Here is a 16,327-nt window from a genome sequence, read left to right as displayed (position 1 = left end):
AACGGATGACAGCTGACAGATTTCAACATCTGTCAGCTGTCATCCGTTTTCCGTCCGGCGTCACCTGTCCGCTGCCGCTCCGGCCGGCACAGCGCCAGGTACACCACCGTCGCCAGCACCCCGCAGACCAGGACCACCAGCGCCAGCAGCACCGCCGAGGGCTGACCGCCCAGGCTGCTCAGCGGTGCGACCACCGCGCCGCACAGGAAGTTGCCCGTCCCGAGCAGCGCCGACGCCGTACCCGCCACCTGCGGCTCGACCAGGCCGAGCGCCTGGGCGGCGGTGTTCGGCAGCAGCACGCCCAGGCTGCCCATCATCACGAACAGCGGCGCGCAGAAGCCGGCCAGCCCGAAGTCCCACACCGTCGTCAGCAGCACCAGCGCCACCCCGGCGGCGACCGCCGCCGCGAGGCTGCCCAGCATCAGCGTCCGCTGGGTGAAGCGCGGCGCCAGCAACCGCCCGTTCACCTGGGTCATCACCACGATCGCGAACGAGTTCAGCCCGAACAGCAGGCTGTAGGTCTGCGGCGAGACGTGGTACACGTGCTGGAGCACCGTCGAGGACCCGCTGATGTAGCCGAACAGCGCCCCGAAGGCGAGGGAGCTGGTCAGCGCCAGCCCGAGGAACGGCAGGTTGCGCAGCAGTCGGCCCATCGTCCGCAGGGTGGTGCCCACCCCGCCGGCGTGCCGGGTCTCCGGCGGCAGCGTCTCGCGCAGCACCCCGAGCGAGACCAGGGTGAGCAGCAGCCCGAGCGCCGTGAGCACGCCGAAGGTGCCGCGCCACGAGGTGAACCGCATCAGCTGCGCGCCGACGATCGGGGCGAGGATCGGCGCCAGCCCCGATATCAGGGCGATCGAGGCGAGGAAGCGCAGCAGTGCGACGCCCTGGAAGCGGTCCCGGGAGACGGCGCGCCCGATCACCAGCCCGGCGGAGCCGGCCGCGCCCTGGACGAAGCGGGCGGCGATCAGCACCGACAGGTTCGGCGCGAACACGCACACCAGGCTGGACAGGGTGTAGAGGACGAGCCCCGCGAGCAGCGGCGGGCGGCGCCCGAAGCGGTCGCTGAGCGGCCCGAAGAGCAACTGCCCGGCCGCGACCCCGAACATCGAGAAGGTCAGGGTGAGCTGGACGGCGGCCGGCTGGGCGACCAGGTCGGCGGCGATCGCGGGCAGGCCCGGGAGGTAGAGGTCGGTGGTGAGCGGGCCGAGCGCGGCGAGACCGCCGAGGGCGGCGATCACGGCCCAGCCCGGACGGCCCTGTCCGGCGCCGGACGCGGCGACGGATGCGGCGCCCGGTACGGCGACGGATGCGGCGCCGGGCGTGGCGGGTGTGGCGGGTGTGGCGACGGAGGCGGAGGCGGGGGTGGTGGTGGCAGCGGTCGACGTGTCGTCGGTGGGGCCGACGGTCGGGCCGGGCATGGTTCTCCTTACGGACGGGCGACGTGGGGCTCGTTCGCGCTCCGTCCTATCGCAGCCCGGTCCGGTTCCGACAGCGGGGGTGCGAGCTGTTCGGCCGTGGGGGTGTGTTCGGGCGGGTCGCCCGCCGCCCGTTCCGCGCCCGCGCACGACTGCGGCCCGCCCGCACCTTCCGGTGCGGGCGGGCCGTTTCCGCCCCTGGCCGGGATGGCCAGGGGCGGTCGTCCAGGGTGGTCGGGCGGGCGGGCTGCCGGCCGGCGCGCGCCCGCGACCGACCGCCGGACTCAGTGCTTGGCGACGTGCTCGGCGCGCAGCGCCGCCTGCACCGCTGCGCCGTCCTGCCAGGCGTAGAGCTGGTTTCCGGTCAGCGCCACGTTGTAGTGCCCGCAGGTGCCGCTCGCCCTGGCCGCGACGTTCTCGGGGAACCAGCCGGCCTTGAGCGACTCCGGCACCGGGTGGGCGCTCCTGCCCGGCAGCCCGACGGTGCAGCCGGCCGGCAGCCGCCCCTCCGGGAGGGTGGCGTGCAGCAGGCGGTCGTCGCCCTTGGTGGACATCAGGTACTTCACCCCGGAGGCGTTGTCGGGCAGCCAGGTCGGCATCGACCGGCGGTCGGCCTTGGCCTGGGTGCCGGTCTCGTACGACCCCTGTTGCTGGTGGTGCTCGTCGTACCAGTCGGACACCCGCGGGCCGATTGCCACGGCTGCCACGGCGACGGCCATGCCGGTGCCCGCGACTCCCAGCGCGACCTTGCTCACGATGCCCTTCATGCCCGACTGCCCTCTCCGTGTCCTGACCGGTGCGGCTGTTGCCGCTCGTCTCCGCCTCCGGCGCGGCCGCCCGGGCCGGTGCCACCGGCCCGGCCTGCGTGCCCCGCCGTCCGGTGCAACCATCGTGGCGTGTCCGGACCCGTCGGATCGTCACCACCAGGTCGCGATGTCGTCTCCGACCCACGGGGTACCTTCTCCACCTTCAGGCGTATGCCGTTCGGCTGGGACCCTGAGGCCCGCGGGTGCGGGGCCCGCCGGTCCCGGGGACGTGCCGCTCCCGAGCCGGGGTCGACCCGCCCGGGCCGGACGCGGCCCGAGTCCCGATCGAGCCTTGCCCAAGCCCGGCGCCGCCGCAGCCCGGCCTGCTGCACCCGGAGCACCGGTGGGCGGCCCCGGGCCCGACCACCCGTGCTACCGGACCGCCACCGGTACCGGCCGGGCGACCGGGAACGGGCGGCCGTCGAGGGTCCAGTGCGGGTCGATCGGGCGCAGCAGCGAGGCGTACACCTGGGCGGCGACGTCCGGGTGGCGGATCTCGCCGGTGGGCGGGCCGGCCGGAATGCCGTGCCCGGCGCAGGCGACCCAGGCCGTCCGCTCCTCGACCGTACGGCCGCCGTGGCCGCCGGCGTCCACGTGCCCGTGGTCGGTGACGACGATGACCGTCCACTGCTCCTCGGCGTGGGTCGCCCGGCCGCGGACGGCGTCGAGGAGGCGGCCGAGGCGCTCGTCGGCGGTGCGCATGGACGCGCGGTACTCCTCGCCGCAGCCCCGGAAGTGGGCGGTCTCGTCGACGGCGCCCAGGTAGACGAAGGAGGCCTCGGGGTCGGCGGTGCCGAGGACGTGGACGGCCTCCCGGGTGACCTCCTCGTCCACGTCCTCCCAGGCCTCCGGGGTGTCCTCGGCGGGGGCGACGTAGGAGAGCCGGCCGGGGGCGCGGAACAGCGGGCCGCCGGACTCGTTGATCATCAGCGGGTCCCAGCCGGCCGCGACGAAGGTGCGGCGGCGGTCGCCCCGGGCGAGCCGGGTGGCGAAGTCGGGGAAGACGTCGAGTCGGTTGCCGCCCAGGTGGTTGCCCCAGACCCCGTGCTTGGCGGGCTCGACCCCGGTCACGATGGTGGCCCAGCACGGCCCGGACATGGTGGGCGTGGTGTCCGCGACGGTGACCGGCACCAGGAACCCGGCCTCGGCGACCTCCCGCAGCCTCGGCATCGGCACCTGCGCCAGGTAGTCGTGGCGGACACCGTCGATCCCGACGACGAGCACGCGCGGGCGGGGCCACTGGACAGCGGACATGGCGGGGGGTTCCTTTCGGTCGTGCACATCCGGCCGCGCCCGCCGAGGGCGCCGCCGACCGCGCCACTCTTCACCGGCCGCCGTACCGGTCGGCGTCCCGGCCCCGAACGCCGGGTGTCCACGAGGTGTCGGAAGGGCGCCGGGGAGCCGTCGGGAGGTGGTCCCCGGCCGCCCCGTCCGGGACGCGCCGTCCGTCACTGCTACGGGCCGCTCAGGGTGGTGAGCCCCTCAGGGCTGTGGGGCCGCTCAAGGCACGGATCGTTCAGGGCACGGGTCGCTCAGCTCTGCGGCCGGAACTCGTGGACGATCTCGATGCGGCCGACGATGTGCCGGTTGAACTCGGCCAACTCCTCGGCCGGCACCCAGAGTTCGAGGATCGTCCGGCCACCTGCCCGCTGAACGGGGTAGCGGGCGAGGAACGCGGCGTCGACCTTGAAGCGGGTGACGTAGCCGACGCCGGAGGCGGGCACGTTCCAGTCCCGGGCGATCCGGATCGCGTAGTCCTCGTTGAGGACGGGGTAGAAGATCGGCTGCTCGGGCAGTCGGGGCGGCCAGGCGCGCCAGTCGGCGGCCTCGACCAGGGCCAGCTCCTCGGGGCCGGTGGGGCGCCAGAGGGTGGTGGTCGGGGGCGGCGTCGGGCCGGAACGGCTGGTCATGGCAGGGACGGTAGCCGGGCCGCGGCGGGCCCGGCCACCGGATTTCCCGGGCCGGATCGGGGTGGACGGCCGCCCGTCAGCGGTAGGCGGACTCGCCGGTGATGGCCTCGCCGAGGACCAGGGTGTGGATCTCGCTGGTGCCCTCGTAGGTGAGCACCGACTCCAGGTTGTTGGCGTGCCGCAGCACCGGGTACTCCGTGGTGATGCCGTTGGCCCCGAGGACGGTCCGGGCGCTGCGGGCGATCTCCAGCGCGGTACGGACGTTGTTGAGCTTGCCGAAGCTGACGTGCGGCGGGCGGGCCGCGCCCTGCTCCTTGAGCCGACCGATCCGCAGGGCGACCAGGTACGCCTTCTCGACCTCCAGCATCATCTCGACCAGCTTCTGCTGGGTCAGCTGGAAGCCCGCGATCGGGCGGTCGAACTGGATCCGGCTCTTGGCGTACTCCAGGGCGGAGGTGTAGCAGTCGCGGGCGGCGCCGACGGTGCCCCAGAGGATGCCGTAGCGCGCCTCGTTGAGGGAGGAGAGCGGTCCGCGCAGGCCGACCACCCCGGGCAGCACGGCATCGGCGGGCAGCACCACCTCGTCGAAGGCCAGCTCACTGGTGACCGAGGCACGCAGCGAGAGCTTGCCGTGCACGTCGGTGACGGTCAGGCCGCGGGTGCCGCGCTCGACCAGGAAGCCGCGCACGCCCTCCTCGGTCTGCGCCCAGACCACGGCGACGTCCGCGATGCTGCCGTTGGTGATCCACATCTTGCTGCCGGACAGCACCCAGTCGCCGTCCTCGCCACCCTTCCGCACCGCCCGGGTGCGCATGTTGGCCGGGTCCGAGCCGAAGTCCGGCTCGGTGAGGCCGAAGCAGCCGATCAGCTCGCCGGCGGCCATGCCGGGCAGCCAGCGCTGCTTCTGCTCCTCGGAGCCGAAGGCGTGGATCGAGCGCATCGCCAGCGAGCCCTGGACGGAGACGAAGCTGCGCAGCCCGGAGTCGGCCGCCTCCAGCTCCATGCAGGCCACCCCGTACGCCACCGCGTCGGCGCCCGCGCAGCCGTAGCCGTCGAGGTGCATCCCGAGCACGCCCAGGGCGCCGAGTTCGGGGGCGAGTTCGCGGGCCGGGAAGACCCCTCGCTCGAACCACTCGCCGATGTGCGGGCGGATGCGCTCCTCGGTGAACCGGCGCACGGTGTCGCGGATCAGCCGCTCCTCGTCGGAGAGCAGGTCGCCGACGGCGAGCAGGTCGGACGGGTCGATCCGGTTCGGCTTCGTCATTGAAGCTCCTTGTACTCTCGGCGGAATACCGGCGAGTATTCCGCACCCGGCCGAGTGGTGGGCGGGCGCGAACGCGTGAGGATGGCGACACGTGCGGCAGCGCGTGCGGCCGACGAGGACGCCGGCGTGGAAGCGGGCCGGGCGGAGACCGCTGACGGCAGACCGGCGAACAAGTGACGGCCGACAGATGACAGCCGACCGCTGACGGATAACAGATGACAGCTGACAGATTTCAAACTCTGTCAGCTGTCACCCCGCTTCGCTGAGCCGCGGCAGCGCCGTCATCGCCGCACCCGCGACGACCACCGCCGGGAACGGCGCCCGGCGCCCCACTCCGAGCGCGCCGACTACGCCGCCACCGTGCTCTCGCCCTGCCCGCCCAACGCCCGACGCACTCGCCCGGCTCACCGCCAGGCAACGCCGGTGCCGCGCTCCGGCTACTTCAACAGCCCGTCCAGGAACGGGTTTCCGAACACCCGGTACGGGTCGTGGCGGTCCAGGACGGCGACCGCCTCGTCCCAGCCGGGCCCGCCGCCGGCCCGCAGGCTGTCGGGGATGACCCGCCCGAGGAGGTCGGGGTCGGACCAGGCGGCGTCATCGGTGTACGCCCAGCCTTTGGACCACTCGACCCGCAGGCCGGCCCGGGTGCCGTCGAAGGTGCGCAGCAGCCATTGCTCCAACTCCCGGGCGAAGCGCTCCAGTCCGGGGGTGCCGGGGAAGGCGAGGACGTCCAGCCAGACCGCCGTGTCCCACGCGGGGCGGTCGGCGCGCGGGCGCAGTGCGGACAGCAGCGGCGGCCGGGCGCCAGGGACGCCGGAGGAGGCCGGGTCGTCCAGCCCGGTGGCCCGGATCTCCACCGCGCCGTTCACCGGGAACTCGCCCCTGGCCTGGTAGGTGGCGAGCAACTCCCGGTAGTAGGCCGCGAATTCGCTGACCACCCACTGGAGGTCGGCACGCCTGGTGAGGATCGCGTAGCCGTTGGCGGTGACCCGCAGGGTGGTCGGCCGGACGTACTGGAGCAGGGTGCGCGAGGGGCCCCAGAGGTCGGACCGCAGGCCACCGGCGAGCAGGTGGGTGAGCACCTCGCCGCTGAGCAGCCGGCGCAGCAGGGCGCCGGAGAGCAGGACCTCCGTGATGTCGCCGGTCAGTCCCACCTTCGCGACCAGGTACTGGAGTTGGCCGAACAGCGGGGCCGACGCCCAGGCGCCGGTGACGATCTCACCGGCGAGTCGCGCGACCGGTTCCGGCAGGTTGTCCGAGAAGGGGTAGTTGTAGGGGTCGTCGACGGACAGCGAGGCGAGCGGCTTGTCCGGGGTGACGCTCCAGGTCTTGAGCCAGGGGTACTCGGTGTAGGCGAACCAGATCGCCTCGACCCGGCCGTCGCGTTCCACGAAGTCGGCGAAGGTGCGCGGGCCTCCCCCGCCACCGCCCAGGACGCCGCCCAGCACTCCCCCGAGCACCCCGCCGAGCCCGCCGTCGCCGCCCGTCCCCGCGCCGGAGCCCGGGCGGGCGAAGAGTTCGCCCGCCGGGATGTCGAGCCGGCTGACGCAGCGCAGCGGCCGGTCGGCGCCGACCCGCAGCACCACCTCGGTGAGGAAGGCGCGGCCCAGGTGCACCAGGAAGGCGGCGCTGTCGGCCTCGGAGCGCTCGAAGGTGCGCAGCGTGTAGCGGCCGGTGGCGGGGTCGAGGACGACGGCGGTGAGCCGGACGACCTGGTTGCTGACCGAGCCGTAGCCGTGGCCCTCCGGCCGCACCTCCCCGGCGGCCGGCAGCGCGGTGCCGTGGCCGCCGATGGCGAGCACGCCGCCGACGGTGATCTCGCCGGGGGCGGGGCAGGCGGTCAGGCCGAGACCGCGGTCGGCCAGGTGGGCGAGCAGGGCCTCCATGGTGGCGCCCGTCTGCACCCGGACGGTGTCGGGCGAGTCGGCGCTGATCGCGGTGAGGTGCCGGCTGGTGTCCACCAGCAGGACCCGGGCGCTCTCCGGGGTCCCGGCGGCGACGGTGAGCGGCGCCCAGGTGTGCCGGTAGCCGGAGGCGCGCAGCCGCCAGCCGTTGGCGTGCGCCCAGTCGGCGAGGGCCGGGACCTCATCGGGAGTGCGCGGCGCGCAGGTCCACAGCTGGTCGGTGCGGATCTCGCCGGACCAGTTCTGGAAGACCCGCTGGTAGAGCTCGGTGCCGGCGGGCAGCCCGGGCGGGACGGGCGTGGCGGCCTCGGCGCTGTCCGGGCCGATGGTGCCGCGCAGCAGCCAGGCCGCACCGCCGAGTGCCGCCGACGCGCCCAGCAGCCGCCGACGGGTGAGGCCGCCACCGGCACCCCGCCCCGCGCCCTGCCGAGCGTCCGCCGGAGCCGTCGAGGGGGTGTTCGCCGGGGCGTCCGCCCGGGCATTCGTCGGGACCATCCCCTCCGCTGCGGCCCCGTCACCCGTTCCGCCCATCGGACCGTGTCCTGCGGTCATCCGTCCGTCCGCCCCTCGCGCTGGTTCCCCCCGGGCCGAGCTGCGGCGATCCGGGTCCGGCCGGAGTCCGCCCGGCCCGGTCTGGAGCGTACGAAGGGGCGCACGGCAGTTTGAAGCGCCCGCCGGGGATCTCACTCCTTCGAGTGAGATCGACCCGATCGGCGCCCGGAGCCCCGCCCGTCTGGCCCGTACCCCGCCCGAAGGCTGTTTGCCCACGTCCTCGGCGGGCGCATAGGTTGATCATCGACACCCCACCTCACGCCACCCCCACCGCCGGAGGCTCCGCCGTGTCCTCGACCACGTCGCTGACCGTCGCCGCCGCCCAGCCTCGCTGCGCGGCCGCCCACCGTCCGGAAACCGTGTCCGAGAACGTCGCCCTGCACGCCGCGGCGGTCCGGGAGGCGGGCACCCGGCTGGTGGTGTTCCCCGAGCTGTCGCTGACCGGCTACGACCTGGCCGCACCGGCCGTCGACCCGGCGGACGCCCGCCTCGCCCCCCTGGTGGCCGCCTGCGCCGAGGCCGGTGCCGTCGCCCTGGTCGGGGCGCCGGTCGCCGAGACCGACGGTCGCGAGTCCATCGCCACGCTGGCGGTCACCGGGGACGGCGCCCGGGTCGTCTACCGGAAGATGCGCCTGCACGGCGCCGAGGTCGAACGCTTCGCCCCCGGTGAGAAGCCCGCGGTCCTGGAGCTGGACGGCCTGCGGCTCGGCCTGGCGGTCTGCGCGGACGCCGCCGATCCGGCGCACGCCGCGGAGACCGCCGCGCTCGGCATCGACGCCTACGTCGCCTCCACCCTCTACGGGCCCGGCGCCGCCCAGGCCGAACGCCGGGACGGCCACTTCCGCGACCGGGCCGCCGCCCACGGGGTGTGGTGCGTGCTCTCGACCTCCGCCGGGGCAACCGGCGAGTACCCGGACAGCTCGGGCGGTTCCGGCGTCTGGGCCCCGGGCGGCGACCTCGTGGTCCAGGCCGGCACCGCCCCGGGCGAACTGGTCCGCGTCGAGCTGCCCGGGCGGTAGGCACCCGGGGCGGTGGCTGCCCGGCCGGGTAGGCGCCCGGCCGGTAGGCGCCCGGCATGCGCCCGGTTCACCCGGGCCGGAGGCCGGGCCGTCCCGGCCGGAAACCGGATCACCCCGACCGGAAATACCCGGGCCCCCTCCGCGGCTGTGGTGATCGGAGATCCGTTCCGGGCCGGTCCGGCCCGTACAGGAGGTGCAGCGCGCGATGGGTGGCCAGCAGGAACAGCCGCAGGAGTACCGGATCGAGCACGACTCGATGGGCGAGGTCCGGGTGCCGGCCGACGCGAAGTGGCAGGCGCAGACGCAGCGGGCGGTGGAGAACTTCCCGGTGTCCGGCCAGCGGCTGGAGCGGGCGCACATCGCCGCGCTGGCCCGGATCAAGGCCGCCGCGGCCCGGGTGAACGCCCGGCTCGGGGTGCTGGAGGAGGAGACGGCGCAGGCGATCGCGGCGGCGGCCGAGGAGGTCGCGGAGGGGCACTGGGACGACCAGTTCCCGGTGGACGTGTTCCAGACCGGTTCGGGCACCTCGTCCAACATGAACACCAACGAGGTGATCGCCACCCTGGCCGCCGAGCGGCTGGGCCGGCCCGTCCACCCGAACGACCACGTCAACGCCAGTCAGTCGTCCAACGACGTCTTCCCGTCCTCGATCCACATCGCCGCCACCGCCGCCGTCACCCACGACCTGGTCCCGGCGCTGGAGCACCTCGCGGAGGCGCTGGAGCGCAAGGCCGCCGAGTTCGCCCGGGTCGTCAAGTCGGGCCGCACGCACCTGATGGACGCCACGCCCGTCACGCTCGGCCAGGAGTTCGGCGGCTACGCGGCGCAGGTGCGGCACGGGCGGGAGCGGCTGCTGGCCACCCTCCCGCGGGTGGCCGAACTGCCGCTCGGCGGCACGGCGGTGGGCACCGGCATCAACACCCCGCCCGGGTTTCCGGCGGCCGTCATCGCGGAGGTCGCCCGCGCCACCGACCTGCCGCTGACCGAGGCCAGGAACCACTTCGAGGCGCAGGGGGCGCGGGACGCCCTGGTCGAGCTGAGCGGTCAACTGCGCACGGTCGCGGTCGGGTTCACGAAGATCGCGAACGACCTGCGGTGGATGGGGTCCGGCCCGCGCACCGGGCTCGGAGAGATCAACCTGCCGGATCTCCAGCCCGGTTCGTCGATCATGCCGGGCAAGGTGAACCCGGTGCTGCCCGAGGTGGTGCTGATGGTGGCCGCCCAGGTGGTGGGCAACGACGCGACGGTGACGCTGGCGGGCGCGAGCGGCAACTTCGAGCTGAACGTGATGCTCCCGGTGATCGCCCGCAACGTGCTGGAGTCGGTGCGGCTGCTCGCCAACAGCGCCCGGCTGCTGGCCGACCGGACGGTCGACGGCATCACCGCCAACGTCGAACGGGCGCGGGAGTACGCGGAGTCCTCGCCCTCGGTGGTGACCCCGCTGAACCGCTACATCGGGTACGAGGAGGCCGCCAAGGTCGCCAAGCAGGCGCTGGCCGAGCGCAAGACGATCCGTCAGGTGGTGCTGGAGCGCGGCTACCTCGAGCAGGGCCTGCTCACCGACGAACAGTTGGACGAGGCCCTCGACGTGCTGCGGATGACGCACCCCTGAACGGCTGGCGCACCCCTGAGCGGATGACGGCACCCCCGGGCGGGTGGCGCCCCCTGCCGGGGCGTGCGCCGGGGCGCGGCGGGCGACAGGCCCTCCGCGCCCCGGCTCGGGCTGCGGGGAAGATCAGCCCTTGGCGCGGCCGGCCCGGCCGCGCCGCATCGACGCTCCGTTCGACGTCATGGTCGCCATCGAGATCGCCGCCAGGCCGAGCAGGAACATCACGGCACCCGCGATGACGCAGGTCACGATGTTCTTGCCGACCGCGACGGACCCGGAGACGGCCCATGGGGAGATGATCGTCCAGACACCGAGCGCGGCGGCCGCCCAGGCCCGCGCGTGGGTGCGTTCGTAGGCTGATCCGTAGCCGGCCATCAGGGCCGTGTAGGCCAGACCCACGATCAGGCAGGTCACGGTCAGGGTGCTGAACGCGGTGAAGCCGACGATCCACGGCGATGCCGCCAGGAAGAGGCCGGCCAGGACTGCCAGGGCTTCGATTCCCTGGGCGCGGGGGGTCGAGGTGACCCGCTCATAACGTTCGCGCAGTTCGACGATGTCCGGATGGTGCTCCATGCCCGTCGTCGGGATATGGGTTGCCACCGATACCACCTCCTGTGGTCCGAACCGGTAAGGCGCTTGCCCCGTACCCATTCTGGCGCTTATCTAACGCTTTGCACCTGTTGACCGAGAATGACCGATAACCATCCGATCACGCCGGTGACCTGCGTCTCAACCCCTCGGGTCGCCATTGCCTATGCAACTCGTTGCATAGCAGGATGCGGGCCATGGCACTGGAGCACGCGATCCTCGTCTCGCTGCTGGAGCAGCCCGGCTCCGGCTACGAGCTCGCCCGGCGGTTCGACCGCTCGATCGGACGCTTCTGGACCGCCACCCACCAGCAGATCTACCGGGTGCTGCGGCGGATGGAGGCGGACGGCTGGGTGGCCGCGCAGGAGGTCCCCCAGGACGGGCGCCCGGACAAGAAGGTGTACTCGGCGGCCGAGGCCGGACGGGCCGCGCTGGCCGGCTGGCTGCGCGAACCGGTCGAGCCGGAGACCGTCCGGCACGAGCTCGCGGTCAAGATCCGGGCCGCCGCGTTCGACGACCCGGCCGCCCTGGTCTCCGAGGTCGAACGGCACCGCGAGAGCCATGCCGCCCTGCTCGCCCGCTACCTGCACGGCGAGCAGCGTGACTTCCCCGACGCCACCGCGCTCGACGCCCGGGAGCAGCTGCAGCACGTGGTGCTGCGCGGCGGCATCGAGTACGAGCGGATGACGCTCGCCTGGCTCGACGACGTGCTCGCCACCCTGCGCCGGCTCGCCGCCGACCGGCCCTCCTGACGGCCGCGCCCTGACCGGCCGCCCGGCCGTCCAGGCCGCACCGGCCGCCGCACCGCCCTCTCCGTACCCTCGACCCCGGGAGCCCCTCGATGCTCTTCAACCCGCGTAGCTACGACCCCGCACAGTTCGACGAGCCGACCCGCCGGCTGCTGCGCGCGACGGTGGACTGGTTCGAGTCCCGCGGCAAGAAGGCGCTGATCGACACCTACATCGACCGCAGCTGGTACGCCGACTTCCTGGACTTCGCCGCGAAGGAGGGCCTGTTCGCGGAGTTCCTGACCCCCGCCGCGGCCGACCCCGACAAGCGCTGGGACACCGCGCGGATCGCCGAGCTGAACGAGATCCTCGGCTTCTACGGCCTCGGCTACTGGTACACCTGGCAGGTCACCATCCTGGGCCTCGGCCCGGTCTGGCAGAGCGGCAACGAGGCCGTCCGCGCCCGCGCCGCCAAGCTCCTCGCGGAAGGCCACGTGATGGCCTTCGGCCTCTCCGAGCGCACCCACGGCGCCGACATCTACTCCACCGACATGATCCTCACCCCGAACGGCGAGGGCGGCTTCACCGCGACCGGCTCCAAGTACTACATCGGCAACGGGAACGTGGCCGGCCTGGTCTCGGTGTTCGGCCGCCGCTCGGACGTCGAGGGCCCGGAGGGCTATGTCTTCTTCGCCGCCGACAGCCGCCACGACGCGTACCACCTGGTCAAGAACGTGGTGAACGCGCAGATGTACGTCAGCGAGTTCCGCCTGGAGGACTACCCGGTGCGCGCCGAGGACGTGCTGCACACCGGTCAGGCCGCCTTCGACGCCGCGCTCAACACCGTCAACGTCGGCAAGTTCAACCTGTGCACCGCCTCGATCGGCATCTGCGAGCACGCGATGTACGAGGCCGTCACGCACGCCCACAACCGGATGCTGTACGGCAAGCGGGTCACCGACTTCCCGCACGTCAAGCGGGAGCTGACCGACGCCTACGTCCGCCTGGCGGCGATGAAGCTGTTCAGCGCGCGGGCCGTGGACTACTTCCGCACCGCCTCGCCCGAGGACCGCCGCTACCTGCTGTTCAACCCGATGACCAAGATGAAGGTCACCACCGAGGGCGAGAAGGTCATCGACCTGATGTGGGACGTCATCGCGGCCAAGGGCTTCGAAGCGGACACCTACTTCGACAAGGCCGCGAAGGACATCCGCGGCCTGCCGAAGCTGGAGGGCACCGTCCACGTCAACCTGGCGCTGATCCTCAAGTTCATGGGCAACTACCTGTTCGCCCCGGCCGACTACGCTCCGGTGCCGACCCGCCTGGACGCCACCGACGACGCCTTCCTGTTCCGGCAGGGCCCGGCCCGCGGCCTCGGCGCGATCCGCTTCCACGACTGGCGCACCGCCTACGACCGCCACGCCGGGCTGCCCAACGTCGCCCGCTTCCGCGAACAGGCCGACGGCTTCTGCGCGTTGCTTCTCCAGAACGCGCCGAGCAAGGAGCAGCAGGCGGACCTGGACTTCCTGCTGGAGATCGGCCAGCTGTTCGCGCTGATCGTCTACGGCCAGCTGGTGCTGGAGCAGGCCGAGTTGACCGGCCTGACCGCGTCCGAGCACGGCGGCGACGTGCTGGACCGGATCTTCGACGCGCTGGTCCGCGACTTCTCGGCGCACGCCACCGAGCTGCACGGCAAGGCCTCGGCCACCGAGGAGCAGGCCGCCTGGGCGCTGGCGAACGTCCGGCGCCCGGTCGCCGACGCGGCGCGGGACGCCCGGGTCTGGGCTCAGGTCGAGGCGCTCTCCGGCGCGTACGAGATGCGGCCGTAGGGCCCGGACGGCAAGACCCCGGGGGTGCCGGTCGGCGGGCCGGCACCCCCGGTTCACCTTCTCCGGACCGCCCCGGTCGTTCAACGCGCGGTTCCGGTGCGGCCGTTCAGCGCTCCGGGTTGGCCCGATCGTCGCCGAGGCCCATGTCGCGGGCCCGGGCGACCGCCTCGGCGCGGGTGGCGACGTGCAGCTTCTCGAAGATGTGGGTGATGTGGTTGCGGACGGTCTTCTCCGCAACCACCAGCTCCCGGGCGATCCGCCGGTTGTCCAGCCCGCGCGCGACCAGGTCCAGGACCTCGGCCTCCCGGGTGGTGAGTTCGGGGAAGAGCTGTCCCGCCTCGCGCATCTTCGCGCCGGCCAGCAGGGCGGTGATCCGTCCGGCCACCTCGCCGCCGAACACCGCGCCGCCCGCCGCGACCGTCCGCACCGCGTGCAGCACCTCCTCCCGCCCGGCGCCCTTGACCAGGTAGCCGCGCGCGCCCGCCTGGAGGGCGGCCAGCAGGTTGCCGTCGTCGTCCGACATGGTCAGCATCAGCACGGGTGGCGGCGCCTCCTGGGTCGCGAGCTGCCGGACGGCCTCCAGCCCGGAGCCGTCGGGCAGCGAGAGGTCCATGATCACCACGGTCGGGCGGTGCCGGGCGACCGCCTCCGGGACGTCGGCGACCCGCTCGGCCTCGGCGACCACCAGGACGCCCTCGGCGCTCTCCAGCGCTGCCTTGAGCCCCTCCCGGAAGAGCGGGTGGTCGTCGACGATCAGCACACGGACGGACGGGTTGCCGCCCGGGTACGCGGGTGCCACCGGCTGTTCTTCATCCACCCGGCCGACACTATCAGCGGCGATCCCGTGACTTTCCGTGACAGGCTCGCGGAGTCCTCAGCGTGTCGGGGCGGAGCGGACGGGGGCGGGGCAGGACGGAACGCGCGGCTCCGGGACGGTCGGGGCGGGATTCGCGACGGGTGCCCCACGCGCCCGGGACATCGGGCCTGCGGAGAGCTTCGGCCGGACCGGGCTGACCGCACAGCCGACAGGCACAGAGAACAGAGAACAGATGACAACCGACAGATGACAGATGTTGAAATCTGTCATCTGTCGGTTGTCATGGATGGGTTGTCGCGGGCCGAGCCCTACCGCTGACCGATCGAGGTCGCTCGCTCCGGCCTCAACTCTGCGGACCGGCGTGCCCCGAGGGCAGGGACCTGCTGTCCCACTCCGGCCCCAGAACCGCGCCGGGTGCGCCGACGCGACCCAGCACCGCGGTGACCGGTCCGCGCCGGCCGGCCCGGAGGCCGTACCGCTCCCCCGCCCGGACATAGACCAAGTCACCTGCGAGCAGAGGCACTTCACCGAGCTCGCCGAGGAAGGCGGCGGCCCCGGAGAGGACCACCACGAAGGCGTCGGCAGCCCGGTCCGCGTACGGCCCGCAGACGCCGTCCTGGTCGAGCCGCACGGTGCCCACCTCCACCTGCCGCCAGCTCGCGGCGGGCGCGGAGTTCGACCGCTGGATCGGGACGGCGGCCCGGAGCGGGGCGGGCCGGACGGTGAGCACGGTGGTCGGCGCGCCGCGGACGGCGGAGATCCGGCAGGAGGTGCCGGGCCGGTGGTGCATCGCCTCGCCCGGGGAGAGGATCCGACCGGCCGCGAACAGCCGGCCGGAGAGCACCACGGTCACCGACTCGACGGACTCGTAGGGGAGTTGTTCGACCTGGACGCCCGGCGGCAGCGCCTCGACGGTCAGTCCGGCGCGGATGGCCGGCCGCTGCTCCGGGTCGATCAGCCGCTGGAACGCGGGGGCGGTGCGGGGGACCGCGGCGGGGACGAGTATCAAGAGGGTCTCCTCTGGCGAGGACTGGCGGGACCGGTCAGGGCCGGTCGCGTCGGACGGCGCGGCGTCGGGCCAGGGCGGCCCGGGTGCCGGCGCGGTGTCGGGGGACGGCGAGGGTCAGACAGAGCAGTTCCGCGCCGAGCGGCCCGGCTTCGAGGTGCAGGGTGCGGCCGCGGCGGGCCAGCAGCAGGTCGCCTTCGGAGGCCAAGTGGTCCGGCTCGTCGGACAGTTGACCGACGACGGCGGCACCGCGCAGCACGTGCAGCACGGTCTCGGCGTCGGGCCGGCCCGCGAGCACGTGGTGGGCGCCCGGGCTCAGCCGCAGGTGGTCGAAGGCCTCGCAGGCGCTGGCGAGCATCGGGCTCCGGGCGAGGGAGCGGATCCGTACGCGTTCGCCGTTCGGACCGATGACGACCATGGCCGCGCCGGTGTCGGTGGTGACGATCACCTGGGGTCACCTTCTTCGGGAGGAGCTTCGAACGGGTGTGCGAAGGAGGCGGGGACGGCGAGCAGGGCGTGGAAGTACTCCAGCCCGGCCGTCCCGGCGGTCAGGACGGTCCGCGAGCCGAGCGGCAGCACGACCGCGGTGCCCTCGACCAGCGGCAGGCCGGCGTCGGCGCGCTCCGGATGGTCCGGGTGCACGGCGTCCTCGGGCAGTTCGGCGAGCCCGGCGCCGGCCGTGACGTAGAGCGCGTGCTCGACGCCGTCGGCGGCCACTTCGGTGCTCCGGCCCGGCTCGAGTCGTTGCAGGCCGACACCGCGCAGCGGTCCGGCGAGCAGGCGGCCGGGGTCGACGGCGCCTCGGCGGCGCAGGTCGGTGATGACGGTGCCCGACATGACGGGCGCTCCTTCCGGTCGCGGGCGGGCTCTGCGGTCCGCC

Annotated in this window: 15 protein-coding genes; 4 read left to right on the top strand and 11 right to left on the bottom strand. The window is 73.6% G+C overall.

What is annotated here, in order from left to right:
- Nucleotides 1-32 precede the first annotated feature (32 nt).
- The 6 genes from ACZ5GH_RS28780 to ACZ5GH_RS28755 form a co-directional block, all read right to left on the bottom strand.
- Nucleotides 33-1,418, bottom strand: coding sequence for a multidrug effflux MFS transporter (locus ACZ5GH_RS28780; RefSeq protein WP_387757653.1), 1,386 nt, complete (start codon nucleotides 1,416-1,418; stop codon nucleotides 33-35).
- Nucleotides 1,419-1,699: 281 nt separating this feature from the next.
- The gene (locus ACZ5GH_RS28775) at nucleotides 1,700-2,182 is read right to left on the bottom strand and encodes a hypothetical protein (protein WP_387757651.1); all 483 of its coding nucleotides are present in this window, start codon (nucleotides 2,180-2,182) and stop codon (nucleotides 1,700-1,702) included.
- Between the two features lie 411 nt (nucleotides 2,183-2,593).
- The gene (locus ACZ5GH_RS28770; RefSeq protein ID WP_464335703.1) at nucleotides 2,594-3,475 is read right to left on the bottom strand and encodes an alkaline phosphatase family protein; all 882 of its coding nucleotides are present in this window, start codon (nucleotides 3,473-3,475) and stop codon (nucleotides 2,594-2,596) included.
- A gap of 278 nt (nucleotides 3,476-3,753) precedes the next feature.
- Nucleotides 3,754-4,131, bottom strand: a complete 378-nt coding sequence (locus ACZ5GH_RS28765; protein WP_464335702.1) for an ADP-ribosylation/crystallin J1 — start codon at nucleotides 4,129-4,131, stop codon at nucleotides 3,754-3,756.
- Between the two features lie 76 nt (nucleotides 4,132-4,207).
- Nucleotides 4,208-5,395 (bottom strand): acyl-CoA dehydrogenase family protein, encoded by a 1,188-nt coding sequence (locus tag ACZ5GH_RS28760; protein WP_464335701.1) that lies wholly within the window; start codon nucleotides 5,393-5,395, stop codon nucleotides 4,208-4,210.
- A 437-nt stretch (nucleotides 5,396-5,832) separates the two neighbouring features.
- Nucleotides 5,833-7,794 carry a cholesterol oxidase substrate-binding domain-containing protein gene (locus tag ACZ5GH_RS28755; protein WP_464335700.1) on the bottom strand — a complete coding sequence of 654 codons (1,962 nt, stop codon included), beginning with the start codon at nucleotides 7,792-7,794 and terminating at the stop codon, nucleotides 5,833-5,835.
- Between the two features lie 344 nt (nucleotides 7,795-8,138).
- Here ACZ5GH_RS28755 and ACZ5GH_RS28750 point away from each other — a divergent pair, with 344 nt between their 5' ends.
- Both ACZ5GH_RS28750 and ACZ5GH_RS28745 read left to right on the top strand, forming a co-directional pair.
- Nucleotides 8,139-8,870, top strand: a complete 732-nt coding sequence (locus ACZ5GH_RS28750) for a carbon-nitrogen hydrolase family protein (RefSeq protein WP_464335699.1) — start codon at nucleotides 8,139-8,141, stop codon at nucleotides 8,868-8,870.
- Nucleotides 8,871-9,075: 205 nt separating this feature from the next.
- Nucleotides 9,076-10,482 (top strand): class II fumarate hydratase, encoded by a 1,407-nt coding sequence (locus tag ACZ5GH_RS28745; RefSeq protein WP_464335698.1) that lies wholly within the window; start codon nucleotides 9,076-9,078, stop codon nucleotides 10,480-10,482.
- A 123-nt stretch (nucleotides 10,483-10,605) separates the two neighbouring features.
- On the opposite strand, the gene ACZ5GH_RS28740 is transcribed toward ACZ5GH_RS28745, so the two are convergent.
- On the bottom strand, nucleotides 10,606-11,079 hold the full coding sequence (locus tag ACZ5GH_RS28740) for an SPW repeat protein (protein WP_387757642.1): 474 nt from the start codon (nucleotides 11,077-11,079) through the stop codon (nucleotides 10,606-10,608).
- A 185-nt stretch (nucleotides 11,080-11,264) separates the two neighbouring features.
- On the opposite strand from ACZ5GH_RS28740, the gene ACZ5GH_RS28735 reads away from it, so the two are divergent.
- Together ACZ5GH_RS28735 and ACZ5GH_RS28730 are read left to right on the top strand one after the other, a co-directional pair.
- Nucleotides 11,265-11,819 carry a PadR family transcriptional regulator gene (locus ACZ5GH_RS28735; RefSeq protein ID WP_387757641.1) on the top strand — a complete coding sequence of 185 codons (555 nt, stop codon included), beginning with the start codon at nucleotides 11,265-11,267 and terminating at the stop codon, nucleotides 11,817-11,819.
- Between the two features lie 89 nt (nucleotides 11,820-11,908).
- Nucleotides 11,909-13,624 carry an acyl-CoA dehydrogenase family protein gene (locus tag ACZ5GH_RS28730; protein ID WP_464335697.1) on the top strand — a complete coding sequence of 572 codons (1,716 nt, stop codon included), beginning with the start codon at nucleotides 11,909-11,911 and terminating at the stop codon, nucleotides 13,622-13,624.
- Nucleotides 13,625-13,730: 106 nt separating this feature from the next.
- Here the strand turns inward: ACZ5GH_RS28730 and ACZ5GH_RS28725 are convergent, their stop codons facing one another.
- From ACZ5GH_RS28725 to ACZ5GH_RS28710, 4 genes are all read right to left on the bottom strand, one after another.
- Nucleotides 13,731-14,441, bottom strand: a complete 711-nt coding sequence (locus tag ACZ5GH_RS28725) for a response regulator (RefSeq protein ID WP_387757638.1) — start codon at nucleotides 14,439-14,441, stop codon at nucleotides 13,731-13,733.
- Nucleotides 14,442-14,784: 343 nt separating this feature from the next.
- A complete protein-coding gene (locus ACZ5GH_RS28720; protein ID WP_464335696.1) occupies nucleotides 14,785-15,450 on the bottom strand; it encodes a hypothetical protein in 666 nt (221 codons plus the stop codon).
- Nucleotides 15,451-15,484: 34 nt separating this feature from the next.
- Nucleotides 15,485-15,895, bottom strand: coding sequence for a pirin family protein (locus ACZ5GH_RS28715; RefSeq protein WP_387757635.1), 411 nt, complete (start codon nucleotides 15,893-15,895; stop codon nucleotides 15,485-15,487).
- On the bottom strand, nucleotides 15,892-16,284 hold the full coding sequence (locus tag ACZ5GH_RS28710; RefSeq protein WP_464335695.1) for a hypothetical protein: 393 nt from the start codon (nucleotides 16,282-16,284) through the stop codon (nucleotides 15,892-15,894). The genes ACZ5GH_RS28715 and ACZ5GH_RS28710 overlap by 4 nt, the downstream gene beginning before the upstream one ends.
- Between the last annotated feature and the right edge of the window lie 43 nt (nucleotides 16,285-16,327).

This window comes from Kitasatospora sp. Xyl93, assembly GCF_055383135.1.
Note: the sequence above shows the minus strand (reverse complement) of the source record. Positions and strands in the feature narration are given on the sequence as shown.